At 73.9% G+C, this 12,761-nt stretch carries 14 protein-coding genes; 8 read left to right on the top strand and 6 right to left on the bottom strand.

The annotated features are described in order from the left end of the window. Nucleotides 1-3: 3 nt before the first annotated feature. The 8 genes from AB0F58_RS21065 to AB0F58_RS21030 all read left to right on the top strand — a co-directional run bounded on the left by AB0F58_RS21065 (nt 4) and on the right by AB0F58_RS21030 (nt 7,572). Entirely contained in the window at nt 4-1,026 is a 1,023-nt protein-coding gene (locus AB0F58_RS21065) for an NAD-dependent epimerase/dehydratase family protein (protein ID WP_357145332.1), read from the top strand. A 1-nt stretch (nt 1,027) separates the two neighbouring features. Further along, nucleotides 1,028-2,035 carry a dihydrodipicolinate synthase family protein gene (locus AB0F58_RS21060; protein WP_357145329.1) on the top strand — a complete coding sequence of 336 codons (1,008 nt, stop codon included), beginning with the start codon at nt 1,028-1,030 and terminating at the stop codon, nt 2,033-2,035. Then, the gene (locus AB0F58_RS21055) at nt 2,019-3,059 is read left to right on the top strand and encodes a hydroxyacid dehydrogenase (RefSeq protein ID WP_357145326.1); all 1,041 of its coding nucleotides are present in this window, start codon (nt 2,019-2,021) and stop codon (nt 3,057-3,059) included. The genes AB0F58_RS21060 and AB0F58_RS21055 overlap by 17 nt, the downstream gene beginning before the upstream one ends. A gap of 23 nt (nt 3,060-3,082) precedes the next feature. Continuing rightward, on the top strand, nt 3,083-3,922 hold the full coding sequence (locus tag AB0F58_RS21050) for a fumarylacetoacetate hydrolase family protein (RefSeq protein WP_357145322.1): 840 nt from the start codon (nt 3,083-3,085) through the stop codon (nt 3,920-3,922). Beyond that, nucleotides 3,919-4,848, top strand: a complete 930-nt coding sequence (locus tag AB0F58_RS21045) for a GNAT family N-acetyltransferase (RefSeq protein WP_357145320.1) — start codon at nt 3,919-3,921, stop codon at nt 4,846-4,848. Before AB0F58_RS21050 ends, AB0F58_RS21045 begins: the two co-directional genes overlap by 4 nt. Next, nucleotides 4,845-5,714, top strand: a complete 870-nt coding sequence (locus tag AB0F58_RS21040) for an SMP-30/gluconolactonase/LRE family protein (protein ID WP_357145317.1) — start codon at nt 4,845-4,847, stop codon at nt 5,712-5,714. Before AB0F58_RS21045 ends, AB0F58_RS21040 begins: the two co-directional genes overlap by 4 nt. A gap of 98 nt (nt 5,715-5,812) precedes the next feature. After that, the gene (locus AB0F58_RS21035; protein WP_357145314.1) at nt 5,813-6,607 is read left to right on the top strand and encodes an alpha/beta hydrolase family protein; all 795 of its coding nucleotides are present in this window, start codon (nt 5,813-5,815) and stop codon (nt 6,605-6,607) included. A gap of 137 nt (nt 6,608-6,744) precedes the next feature. After that, entirely contained in the window at nt 6,745-7,572 is an 828-nt protein-coding gene (locus tag AB0F58_RS21030) for an SAM-dependent methyltransferase (RefSeq protein ID WP_357145310.1), read from the top strand. Nucleotides 7,573-7,628: 56 nt separating this feature from the next. On the opposite strand, the gene AB0F58_RS21025 is transcribed toward AB0F58_RS21030, so the two are convergent. The 6 genes from AB0F58_RS21025 to AB0F58_RS21000 all read right to left on the bottom strand — a co-directional run bounded on the left by AB0F58_RS21025 (nt 7,629) and on the right by AB0F58_RS21000 (nt 12,750). Then, on the bottom strand, nt 7,629-8,495 hold the full coding sequence (locus AB0F58_RS21025) for a MauE/DoxX family redox-associated membrane protein (RefSeq protein ID WP_357145307.1): 867 nt from the start codon (nt 8,493-8,495) through the stop codon (nt 7,629-7,631). A gap of 67 nt (nt 8,496-8,562) precedes the next feature. After that, nucleotides 8,563-9,159, bottom strand: a complete 597-nt coding sequence (locus AB0F58_RS21020; RefSeq protein WP_357145304.1) for a cell wall protein — start codon at nt 9,157-9,159, stop codon at nt 8,563-8,565. A 13-nt stretch (nt 9,160-9,172) separates the two neighbouring features. Continuing rightward, entirely contained in the window at nt 9,173-9,586 is a 414-nt protein-coding gene (locus AB0F58_RS21015; protein WP_357145301.1) for a hypothetical protein, read from the bottom strand. A 316-nt stretch (nt 9,587-9,902) separates the two neighbouring features. Beyond that, complete coding sequence (locus AB0F58_RS21010; RefSeq protein ID WP_357145298.1) at nt 9,903-10,925, bottom strand: LacI family DNA-binding transcriptional regulator; 1,023 nt, start codon at nt 10,923-10,925, stop codon at nt 9,903-9,905. 62 nt (nt 10,926-10,987) lie between these two features. After that, nucleotides 10,988-11,827: a carbohydrate ABC transporter permease gene (locus tag AB0F58_RS21005; protein WP_357145295.1), complete on the bottom strand. Its 840-nt coding sequence runs from the start codon at nt 11,825-11,827 to the stop codon at nt 10,988-10,990. Next, nucleotides 11,824-12,750 (bottom strand): sugar ABC transporter permease, encoded by a 927-nt coding sequence (locus AB0F58_RS21000; RefSeq protein WP_357145292.1) that lies wholly within the window; start codon nt 12,748-12,750, stop codon nt 11,824-11,826. Before AB0F58_RS21000 ends, AB0F58_RS21005 begins: the two co-directional genes overlap by 4 nt. Nucleotides 12,751-12,761 lie beyond the last annotated feature (11 nt).

Below are 12,761 nucleotides of genomic sequence, written 5' to 3'. Positions count from 1 at the left end.
CGAGTGTTCACGAACGAGAGTGAGTTGGAGGAGCGGCTGGCCCGCCCGTCGACGGCCCTGGTCGCCGATCTGGCCGGTGGTCGTGGCGACCTGGTGGTGCTCGGTGCCGGCGGCAAGATGGGACCGTCGCTGTGCCGGCTGGCCCGCCGAGGGCTGGACGCCGCCGGTCGCACCGGCGACCGGGTGTACGCGGTGTCCCGCTGGACGGACCGGGCCGCCGCCGAGGCGCTGGCCGGCGACCGCGTCGAGCCGGTGCCGTTCGACCTGCTCGGCGACGCCGACCTGGGCGGGCTGCCGGACGCCACCGACGTGGTCTTCATGGTCGGTGCGAAGTTCGGCACCTCGGCCGCACCCTACCTGGCCTGGGTGGTCAACGCGGTGCTGCCGGCCGCCGTGGCCCGCCGCTACCCGGCCGCGCGGATCGCCGCGTTCTCCACCGGCAACGTCTACCCGATGGCGCCGGTCGGCTCCGGCGGCTCCGTGGAGACCGACCCGCCCGGCCCGGTCGGCGACTACGCGATGAGCTGCCTCGGCCGGGAGCAGGTCTTCGCGCACGCCGCCGCCACCCGGGGCACCCCGGTCGCGGTGCTCCGGCTCAACTACGCCGTCGACCTGCGCTACGGGGTGCTCGCCGACATCGGGCACGCGGTGCTGGCCGGCGAGCCGGTCGACGTGACCACCGGGCACGTCAACGTGGTCTGGCAGGGATACGCCAACGAGGTGGCGCTGCGGTCGCTGCGGCACGCCACGCCGGAGGTGTTCACCCTCAACCTGACCGGCCCGGAGACCGCGCCGGTGCGGCGGATCGCCGCCCGGATGGGCGAGCGGCTGGGCCGACCGGTCACCCTCACCGGCACCGAGGCGCCCACCGCGCTGCTCAACGACGCCACCCGCTGCCACGCGCTGTTCGGCTACCCGGACGTGCCGCTGGGCGCCCTGGTCGACTGGCAGGCCGACTGGCTCGCCGCCGGACTGCCCACCTCCGGCAAGCCGACGAGGTTCGCCGTCCGGGACGGGAGGTTCTGACATGTCCCTGGACCTGCTGCGCGACGGCACGGTGATCCCCGCCCACCCGCTGGCCCTGACCGCCGACCGCCGGCTCGACGAGCGCCGCCAGCGAGCGCTGACCCGCTACTACCTGACCGCCGGGGCGGGCGGGCTCGCCGTCGGGGTGCACACCACCCAGTTCGCCATCCGGTCGGCCGGGCTGCTGGAGCCGGTGCTCGCCCTGGCCGCCGAGGTGGTCGACGGCGAGGCCGGACGCCCGGTGGTCAAGGTCGCCGGGGCCTGCGGGGACACCGCGCAGGCGGTCGCCGAGGCGGAACTCGCCGCCGGACTGGGCTACCACGCGGTGCTGCTGTCCCCGGTGGTGCCCGGCGCGGACGAGGTCGCCCTGCTGGAGCGGGCGAAGGCGGTCGGCGAGGTGCTGCCGGTGATCGGCTTCTACCTCCAGCCGGCGATCGGCGGGCCCCGGCTGTCGACGGCGTTCTGGCGGGCCTTCGCCGACCTGCCCCCGGTGGTGGCGGTCAAGCTCGCCCCGTTCGACCGGTACCGGACCCTGGAGGCGGTGCGCGGCATCGCCGCCGCCGACCGGGGTGCCGAGGTGGCCCTCTACACCGGCAACGACGACCACATCGTCGGCGACCTGCTCGGCGAGTTCGCCGGCCGGCGGTTCGTCGGCGGGCTGCTCGGCCAGTGGGCGGTCTGGACCCGGGCGGCGGTGGAGCTGTTCGGGCAGGTGCGGGCGGCCCGCGCCGGGGACACGGCGGCGCTGGCGCTGCTCACCGACCGGGCGGCGGCGGTCACCGACGCCAACGCGGCCGTCTTCGACGCCGCGCACGACTTCCACGGCTGCATCGCCGGGGTGCACGAGGTGCTGCGCCGGCAGGGGCTGCTCGGCGGGGTGTGGTGCCTCGACCCGGCCGAGGGGCTCTCCCCCGGCCAGGCCGAGGAGCTGACCCGGGTCGCCGCCGCCCACCCGTGGCTGACCGACGACGAGTTCGTCGCCGCGCACCGCGATGACTGGCTCCGCTGACCGGCCGGGCGGCGCCACCCGCCGTCCGGTCGCCGTGGTGAGCGTGCCGCCGCCGCTGCGCGCCCAGTTCTTCCCGGACCGGGTCGGCGAGCGGCTGGCCGCCGTCGCCGAGTGCACGCTGCTCGACGGGCACACCGTGCTCACCCACCCCGGGCTCGCCCCGGTGCTGGCCCGGGCCGAGGTGCTGGTGACCTCCTGGGGCGTCCCCCGGCTCGACGCGAACCTGCTGGACCGGGCCCCGGCGCTGCGGCTGGTCGCGCACACCGGCGCGTCGGTCAAGCCGTTCGTCACCGACGAGGTCTTCGCCCGGGGCGTCGCGGTCACCCAGGCCGGGCAGGGCATGGCCCGCCCGGTGGCCGAGGTGGCGCTGGCGTTCACCCTGGCACTGCTGCACCGGCTGCCCCGCTTCGACCACGCCCTGCACACCGGCGCCGAATGGCACGCCGCCGAGGCCGCCCCGCCCCGGCACGAGCTGCTCGGCTGCCCGGTCGGGGTGGTCGGGGCGTCCCGCACCGGGCGGGCGTACCTGGAACTGGTGCGGCTGCTGGGCGCGGAGGTCACGGTGGCCGACCCGACCCTGACCTCGGCGGACGCCGCCGCCCTCGGTGCCCGACTGGTCGGGCTGGACGAACTGCTGGCCGGCAGCCGGATCGTGGCGCTGCACGCGCCGACCCTGCCGGAGACCCGGCACCTGATCGGGGCCCGGGAGCTGGCCCTGCTGCCCGACGGTGCGGGGCTGGTCAACACCGCCCGGTCCTGGCTGGTCGACGAGGCGGCGCTGGTCGACGAGCTGACCTCCGGCCGGATCGACGCGGCGCTGGACGTGTTCGACGACGAACCGCTGCCGGTCGGGCACCCGCTGCGTTCGCTGCCGAACGTGCTGCTCACCCCGCACCAGGCGGCCGGCACGGTGCAGGGCCGCCGCCGGCAGGGCGAGATCGTGGTGGACGAGATCGTCCGGTACGCCACGGGCCAGCCCCTCGCCCACGCGGTGACGCCCGACCTGCTCGCCCGGATGGGCTGAGAAACACGAGGAGGAACACCATCATGCGGTTCATGCGGATCGGGCCGGCCGGGGCCGAACGTCCGGTGCTCGTCGACGGCGCCGACCACTTCGACCTGAGCGGGGTCACCGCCGACATCGACGCGGCGTTCCTCGCCGCCGACCCGGTCGCCCGGGTGCGGGCGGCCGGGCCACTGCCCCGCGTCGACGTGACCGGTCAGCGGGTCGGCGCGCCGGTCGCCCGACCCGGGGCGGTGCTCTGCATCGGGCAGAACTACGCCGCGCACGCCGCCGAGAGCGGTGTCGCGCCACCGGCCGCGCCGATCCTGTTCCACAAGTCGCCGAACACCGTGGTCGGGCCGTACGACGAGGTCCGGGTCCCCCGCGGGTCGACGCGGACGGACTGGGAGGTCGAGCTGGCGGTGGTGATCGGTTCCCGGGTGCGCTACCTGGACTCGCCGGCCGAGGCGCTGGCCCACGTCGCCGGGTACGCGGTCACCAACGACGTGACGGAGCGGGAATACCAGTTCGCCGACCCGGGTGGGCAGTGGGCCAAGGGCAAGTCGTGCGAGACGTTCAACCCGCTCGGCCCGTGGCTGGTCACCCCGGACGAGGTGGGCGACCCGCAGGCGCTGCGACTGCGGTCCTGGGTCAACGGCGAGCCCCGGCAGGACTCCCGCACCGCCGACATGATCTTCGACGTGGCGTTCCTGATCTGGCACCTCTCCCAGTTCACCGTCCTCGAACCCGGGGACGTGCTGAACACCGGCACCCCGCAGGGCGTGGCGCTGTCCGGCCGGTTCCCGTACCTGTGCGCGGGGGACGTGATGGAGGTGGAGATCGAGGGACTGGGCCGGCAGCGCAACCTCCTCGTTGCGGCGTGAGCGCGCCGGTCGGCTACCGCACGGCCACCCCGGAGGACCTGCCGTCGCTGCGGTCGACCTGGGCGGAGGCGTTCCCCGCCACGGACGTCACCACGCTCTGGGCGACGGATCCGGGGCGGTTCGCGCGGACCTTCGTCGCGGTACGCGACGGCCGGGTGGTGGCCGCCGTGCACTACCTGCCGCGTCGGCTGCGCGCCGCCGACGGGACGGTCGACCGGGTGGGCGGGGTGGCCAACGTGGCCACCCGGTCGGCGGAACGGGGACAGGGGCACGTGCGACGGCTGCTGGAGCAGGCCCTCGCGGCGATGGACGTCGACGGGTGCGCCTGGGCACTGCTGTTCACCGGCACACCGGCCGTCTACCTCGGCAGCGGTTTCCGGACCTTCCGCCTCGGCTACCCCAGCGGCCGGCCGGCACCGCCGACCGTGCCGCCGCCAGGCTGGACGGTGCGGCCGGGTTCCTGGGCGGACTGGCCGGACCTCGCGCCGCTGCACCGGGCGTTCAACGCGCACCGCCCACTCAGCACCGTCCGCGACGACCACGACTGGCGGCACCGGGTACCGGCCTGGTACGCCCCGCCCGCCGAACTGCTGGTCGCGCACCGGCACGGCGAGCCGGTGGGGTACCTAGTGCGGGAACGTTCCGCCGGGCTGGTCCGGGTGGTCGAGGTGGCCGGCGGGGTGGACGCGCTGCGGGCGCTGTTCGGCACCGTCGCCACGACCGCGCACGCCGACCGGACGGTGCGGTGTGTGGCCCGGCTGCCCGCCGACCCGGTGGTCGGGGCGGCGTTGCCGTGGCTGCTGCGCGACCCGGTGCCCGAGGTCGACGAGACCGGCATGGTCCGCCCGGTGCGCGCCGACGCCGACCGGCTCGCCGCGACCACCGGCGCGCCGGGTGCGTTCCACTGGCCGGGGGACTACCTGTGAGGGCTCCCGGGCGGCTGGTCGCCGAGCAGGTCACCCCGGTGGTCGCCGACCACGGCGAGGGACCGGTGTGGTGCCCGGACGACGACCGGCTGCGGTGGGTGGATCTGCTGGCCGGGGACGTGCTGGCCCTCGACCCGGTGGCCGGCGTGGTCACCCGCCGGCACGTCGCCGGGGTGGTCGCCGCCATCCGGCCCCGGTCCGGCGGCGGTCTGGTCGCCGCCGTCGAACGGGGCTTCGCGCTGCTCACCGACGACACGGTGGAGCTGCTGCCGGAGATCTGGTCGGATCCGACGGTCCGGATGAACGACGGGGCCTGCGACCCGCTGGGCCGGTTCCACTGCGGGTCGATGGCGTACGACGCCGCGCCCGGTCGGGCCGCGCTGTACCGGCTCGACCCGGACGGCACGGTGACCACCGTGCTGACCGGGGTAACGGTCTCCAACGGGCTCGCCTGGACCGCCGACGGCGGCACCGCCTACTACGTCGACTCGGCCCTGGGACGGGTGGACGCGTTCGACGTCGACCGCGCCTCCGGGGAGCTCACCGGTCGGCGGCCGGTCGTGGCGGTGCCGCCGGAACAGGGGGTGCCCGACGGGATCTGCGTCGACGTGGCCGGTGGGATCTGGTTGGCGCTCTGGGACGGCGGGGCGGTGCGCCGCTACACCCCGGACGGCGAACTGTCCGCCGTGGTCGACGTGCCGACCCGCCGGCCGACCGCCTGCGCCTTCGGCGGCCCGGAGCACACCGACCTCTACGTCACCACGTCCCGCCAGGGGTCACCGCCGGGCGACCGGTCCCCGGCGGGGGCACTGTTCCGCCTCCGCCCACCGGTGCCCGGCTTCGCCGCCCACCCGTTCGCCGGGTGACCCCGCCCGGGAGGCCACGGGGGCGGAGGTCCCCGGCTGCGGCGGGGCGGAGTCCGGCCGCGGCGTCGCCGGCCGGGCGGGCACTATCGTTGCCGGTCATGGCCCTCATCCACTGCGACTTCCACTCCGAGACGCTCGGCATGGGCACCTCGATGACGGTGCTCCTGCCGCAGCGGACGACGTCCCAGATCGGGCTGGCCGGCACCGCACCGGCCGGTGACCCGCCGGTGCTGTACCTGCTGCACGGACTCAGCGACGACCACACCATCTGGCTGCGGCGTACCTCCATCGAGCGGTACGTCGCCCCGCTGGGCCTCGCGGTGGTCATGCCCCGGGTCGACCGCAGCTTCTACACCGACGAGGAGCACGGCAACCGGTACTGGACCTTCCTCAGCGAGGAACTCCCCGAGGTCTGCCGGTCGTTCTTCCGGCTGTCCGACCGGCCCGCCGACACCTTCGTGGCCGGGCTCTCCATGGGCGGGTACGGCGCAGTCAAGTGGGCGCTGCGCCACCCGGACCGGTTCGCGGCCGCGGCCAGCCTGTCCGGGGCACTGGACATCGCCCGCCGCTCCCCCGGCACCGACGGCCACCCGGTCGACGCCCGGCTCTGGCACACCCTCTTCGGTGACCGGCCGGTGGTCGGCTCCCCGGACGACGTGCTGCACCTGCTGGACGCCGCGGCGGACCGGGCACGGCCACTGCCCCGGCTCTACGTCGCCTGCGGCACCGAGGACTTCCTCCACGACGACAGCGTGCGCTTCGTCGAGGCGGCCCGGCGGCGGGACGTGCCGGTGACCGTCCGGTTCGGACCGGGCGGTCACGACTGGGCCTACTGGGACGAGTGGATCCGGGACGTCCTCGCCTGGCTGCCGTTGTCCCGACACGCCGGCTGACCACCGTCGGTGCCCGCAGGCGACCTGCCGGTTCACGGTCGCCCAACCGGACGTCCGTACGGTGGACACCGGCACGGTGATCACCGCCCGCTACCCTGTCGGTGGGGGAAACATCGACAGTGGACAGGAGTTCCCAGGTGCCGCAGACGGGTGACCACGTCGTACCGGAGCCGGCGGCGAGACCGCCACGGGTGGACCCGTCCGTGGCGCACAACGCCCGGGTGTGGAACTACTGGCTGGGCGGCAAGGACAACTTCGAGGCCGACCGCCGGGTCGGCGACCACGTCCGCCGGGCGTTCCCGGTGATCGGGGAGGTGGCGCGCGCCGACCGGCGGTTCCTCGCCCGAGCGGTCGGGTTCCTGGCCGGCACGGCCGGCGTCCGGCAGTTCCTCGACATCGGCACCGGGCTGCCGAGTGCCGACAACACCCACGACCTCGCCCAGGCCATCGCGCCCGAGTGCCGGATCGTCTACGTCGACAACGACCCGATGGTGCTGGTGCACGCGCGGGCGCTGCTGACCAGCCGGCCCGAGGGTGCGACCCGCTACGTCGAGGCCGACATCCACCGGCCGGAGGCGATCCGCACCGCCGCCGCCGAGACGCTCGACCTCGGTCAGCCGGTGGCGGTCATGATGCTGGGCATCCTCAACTTCGTCCTCGACACCGACGAGGCGTACGCGATAGTGCGCCGGCTGATGGACGCGTTGCCGTCGGGCAGCTACCTGGCCGTCACCCATCCCACCGTGGAGCTGGGCGGCGAGGCGAACGTGGCGGCGATGGCGTTCTGGAACGAGAACGCCGCCCCACCGATCCGGTCCCGCACCGGCGCGGAGATCGCCGGCTTCTTCACCGGGCTGGAGCTGGTCGCACCGGGTCTGGTCTCGTGTTCCCGCTGGCGGCCCGGGCCGGACGAGGCCGACGCCGCGCCGGTGCCGCAGTACGGCGGGGTGGCCCGCAAGCCCTGACCGGGCCCGGGTCGTGCGGTCGGGCGATACCGCCGACGTGCCGCCGCGGGCCGGCTTCAGGCCGGGACGACGGTGAGCCGGCCACCGGTGGCCGGGGGCGTGCCGGCCAGGCTCAGCAGGGTCTGTCCGGTGACGTCGTCGACCAGGGCGACGCGTACCGCAGCCGGTTCCGGGTCGGCCAGCGGGACGGCGAACACGGCGGTCGCCGGCCGGCCCTGGTAGCGCGCGGCGTGCGCGGCGAAGCGCCAGCCGGCCTCGTCCCAGTGCTCGCGGACGTCGGAGCGCAGCAGCGGGGCCACCCGCCGGTAGGCGTCGCTGAGCTGGAGCTGCTGCACGGTGGCGAGCAGTGGCACCCCGGAGCCGCCGCGCAGTGGATGGGTCAGCCGGGCGCGCAGCCGACGCAGCGGCAGCAGCCAGGTCGCGTCCAGCTCGGGCGAGAGCGCCACCACCGCCGCCGTCTCGACGAGCAGCACGACGGCACCGGCCGCCGGGCGGTCGGCGAGCGCGTCGAACCAGCCGGCGGTGCCGGTGACGGCCAGCGCGCCGGCGACCACGAGCAACCCGGCCCGGACCAGGCTCCGCCCGGAGACGGGCGTCGGCTGGGCGCTGAGGCAACCGCAGGAGGCCGTCGGCGCCACCCGGCGGGTGTAGCCGAGGTAGGCGAGGAAGCCGACGGCCAGCACGGTCGCGGCCACCGCCTCCAGCCGCGCCACCGGGGGCAGCAGGAGCAGCGCGCCGAGGGTCAGCTCGACGGCGCCGAGCAGCCGGTACGCGGGCAGTGCCCGACGTTCGCCGAGCAGCACGACGAGCGCCGACCGGTGGGCGGCGGCGGTGGCGTGCCGGCTGAACAGCTTGACGCGGGCGGACCAGACCAGTACCGCACCGACGACCAGCGGTTGCAGCGCCGCGGTCATGTCGATCATGGGTTCTCCCCTCAGGTGATCCGGCGGGTGGCGCCCCGGGTGGTGGGCCTCACCCGGGGCGGGGTGGTCAGGCCGCGGCGTAGACGGTGGCGATGTCGATCTCGTTGGTGCCCGGGTGCCAGGCGCCGAGCACCTGGACGTGGCGGCCGACCCGCAGCAGCGACAGGTCGCTGACCGCCGGGGTGCCGTTGTAGACCGCCGCGGAGCGGTCGGGCACCACGTGCGCGACGATCCGGCGGCCCTTGTGGTCCAGGTGCACGACGTTGCGGCCGACCGCGGCGATGTGCCCGTGCAGGTTGACGATGTTGACCCAGACGGAGTCGGCGGCGAGGGTGCCGTCGGGCAGCCGGACGCCACGGGCGTAGAGGCCGTCGCCGACCGCGACCCGGTCGAAGGTGGTCGGGTGCAGCTTCCAGATGCTCGTGCCGTCGGTGATCCGGATCGAGTGCAGCACGGTGTCCGAGCCGGTCACCAGGAGCATGCTGCCGGAGATCGAGCTGATCAGCCCCTCGGCGAAGTTCGGGTCGGGCGCGCCGGGCTCAACGCCGACGGCTTCGGCGGCGAAGGCGGCCTCGGGGGCGAGCGAGCCCAGTCCGGTCGCGCCGACGACGCCCCCGAGGGCGGCGGTGGCGAGCAGCCGACGACGGTTCACTGTCTGGTTCATCCTGACCCTCCCGTCAGACCGAGTCGACCGAGCAGGGCCGCAGCCCGGTGGAGAGACTGGCGATCACGCTGTACGCCGCGGGCGTCAGGTCGATGATCCGGTTGCTGCCGCAGGCCGACCCGCAACAGGTGCGCTCGCCGCACCACAGGTCGGTCTGCGGGCCGCAGTCGGCGATGGTGGTGCCGATCCGCGCGCCGTTGCAGAGGTTGGTGGTGTAGTGCCGGTAGCCGCAGCCGCGGCGGCTCATTCCGGTGATCCCGCAGACGTGCGGCCGGGTGATCGCCAGACACGCGTCCGAGGCGTTCGGCCACGCGTGCTGGTAGTTGCCGGAGCTGCACGTGCCGCAGGCCCCGAACCCGGTCGATCCGCACGGCCCCCAGGCGTTGCCGCAACAGAACCAGGACACCTCGCCGGTGAGTGCTGCCACGGGCGTCTCCCTCCTCGTCCGCGATCGACATCTATCGATCGCGCTCGATATTGAGGCAGATTTTTATGTCGAGATTCGTCGGAGTCAACGGTCAAGGGGAAGGTTTCCTACACGACGGGGAAACTCGACCGACGCGGCAGAACCCCGACCACCACCCCGCGCCACCGCATTTACATATTGACGCCCGACGATTACCATCGGCGGCGGACGCACCGCCGGGCGGCGCCCGGTGCCCACCGGGGCCCGGCGACGCCGGCCGCCGCCTCCGGGTTCGGGCTGTCCCGCCGAGCGATCCGGGGCCCCTGCGACGGACGCCCTACCGACCGGCCGGCGGGGCGGCGCTGTCCCGGACGACGAGTTCGGTGGCGAGTTCCACTCGCGGGCTCTCGATCTTCTCGCCGTTGGCCAGCCGCAGCACGGTCCGTGCGGCGAGCATGCCCATCTCGGCCAGCGGCTGACGGATGGTGGTCAACGGTGGCGAGCACCAGCGGACCTCGGGCAGGTCGTCGAAGCCGACCACGCTGACGTCGTCGGCCACCCGCAGCCCGCGTTTGCGCACCGCCTCGTAGACGCCGAGCGCCATCTGGTCGCTGGAGGCGAAGATGGCCGTCGGCGGATCGGGCAACGCCAGCAGCTGCGCGCCGCCGGCGTACCCGGCCTCGTGGTAGAAGTTGCCGGGACGCACGAGCGCGTCGTCGAAGGCGATGCCGGCGGCCTCGAGGGCGGCGCGGTAGCCGTCGAGCCGCGCCCGGCTGCACATCAGCTGCGGCGGACCGGCGATGAACCCGATCCGCCGGTGGCCGAGGCCGAGCAGGTACTGGTTGGCCCGCAGACTGCCGGTCCAGTTGGTGGCCCCGATCGTGGGCGCCTCCTGCGGGGCCACCCCGGCCGGGTCGACGATGACCACGGGGACGTTGAGGCGGCGCAGCTCGGCCTGCAACGGTGGGGCCACCATCGAGGTCACGAAGATGACCCCCTCGGTGGAGCGGGTCCGCATGTTGTCGAGCCACTGCTTGGCCGACGAGGTGCGCCGGTGGATCGCCGACACGACGGTGCCGACACCGCTGCCGTGCGCGACGTCCTCCACCCCACGGATGATCTCCACCGCCCACGGGCTGTCCAGGTCGTTGAAGACCAGGTCGACCAGGCCGGAACGGGGCCGGCGGCTCGGTGGACGGCGGCGGTAGCCGTGCTTGGTGAGCAGTCCCTCGACCCGTTCGCGGGTCTGCGGGGCGACGTCGGACCGGCCGTTGATGACCCGGGAGACGGTGGGCACGGAAACGCCGGCCAGGCGCGCGATCATCGCGATGGTGACGTTCCGGTCGTTGTCGGCGCCCACAATCCGCCCTTTCCTCGTGCCTGGAGCTTACGGTCGGTGAAGGCTACCGGAGCCGCCCCGGCTCAGCCCTTCACGCTGCCCGACAGCCCACCGATCAGCTGGCGTTCGGCCACGGCGTAGAAGCCCAGGGCCGGAAGCATGGAGAGCACCACGTAGGCGAGTACCCGGGCGGTGTCGTCGGCGTACTGCCCCTGGAAGGCCTGCACCCCGACCGGGAGGGTCCACCAGCTCTGGTCGGTGAAGACCACCAGCGGCAGCATGAAGTTGTTCCAGCTCGACACCACGGCCAGCACCGAGACGGTGGCCAGGGCGGGACGGGCCATCGGCAGCAGCACCCGCCAGAAGAATCCGAACGGGGTGCACCCGTCGAGGACGGCGGCCTCCTCGACCTCGCCCGGGATGGTGCGGAAGAACTGCCGCAGGATGATGATGGTGACCGGCAGCCCGAAGGCGGCCTGCGGCAGGATCACCCCGAGCGGGTTGTCCAGCAGGCCCATGCCGCGCAGGAGGACGAACAGCGGCAGGATGGCCACCGCGAACGGGAACATCAACCCGATCGCGAACAGGGTGACGAACAGCTCCCGGCCCCGGAAGGCGTAGCGGGCCAGGACGAACGCCGCCATCGCCGCCGCGCCGACCACGATCACCGTGCTGGCCACCGCGATGAGGACGCTGTTGCCGAGCTGACGCCAGAACACCTCGGAGGCGAGGATGCCGGTGTAGTTCTCGGTCACCCACGGGTCGGGCCAGCCGAGCGGGTTGGTGGAGAGCTGGCCGTTGTCCTTGAACCCGCCGAGCACCCCGAACAGGACCGGCACGACGATCAGCGCGCCGACCGCGACGGAGACGAGGTGCAGCACGAGCCGGCGGGCCCGGACCGGGGGGTTCGTCGTGGTGCTCATCGCTGGTCTCCCTGGGTGGTGAGCGCGCCCTCGGTGTCGCGGCGCATGACGATCCGCTGGTAGAACAGGGCGAAGACCATGCTCAGCAGGAACATCACGATGCTGATCGCGCTGGCGTAGCCGACCTCGAAGCGGCGGAACCCGTACTGGTACATGGTCACGGCCAGAGTCTCCGACGCGTGGACCGGACCGCCGCCGGTGAGCACCCACACCATGTCGAACAACTGGATGGTGCCGATGACCGACAGGAAGACGCTGATCCGGATGGTCGGGCCGAGCAACGGCAGGGTGACGTGCCGGAATGCCTGCCAGGAGCCGGCCCCGTCGACCGTGGCCGCCTCGTGGATCTCCTGAGGAATGCTCTGCCGGCCGGCCAGGAAGAGGATCATGTAGAAGCCGAAGTACTTCCAGGAGATCACCAGGAAGACGGCCATCAGCACGGTGTCCGGATCGGCGAAGATCGTGCCGGCGTCCGCGCCGAGCAGGCGGGTCAGTGTGTCACCCAGCCCCCGGTTGGGGGAGAACACCAGGGTGAACAGGACGGCGGTGGTGACCTCGGAGAGCACGTACGGGGCGAAGAAGATCAGCCGGTAGCCGCTCCGGCCCCGCAGCGGCTGGTTGAGCAGCATGGCCAGGCCGAGGGCGACCGGTAGCTGGACCAGCAGCGACAGGACGATCAGCACGAGCCCGCGCCACAGGTCCCCCCGGAAGGTGGGATCGCGGAAGGCGCGGGTGTAGTTGTCCAGCCCGACGAAGTTCTCCGGCAGGCCGAAGCCGTTCCACTTGTACAGGCTGGCGTAGCCCGCCACCACGATCGGGGTGATGACCAGCAGGAGGAACAGCACCAGCGCCGGGGCCAGGAAGACGGTGAGGGTGCCCAGTCGGCCCGGCCGGAACCGGCGGCCACGCGGTCGCGTGGCCACCGGTCGCGGTG

This window comes from Micromonospora sp. NPDC023956, from assembly GCF_040639195.1.
Taxonomy (GTDB): Bacteria; Actinomycetota; Actinomycetes; order Mycobacteriales; family Micromonosporaceae; genus Micromonospora.
The sequence above is the reverse complement of the archived record's forward strand: the minus strand, read 5'-3'. Positions and strand labels throughout refer to the sequence as shown.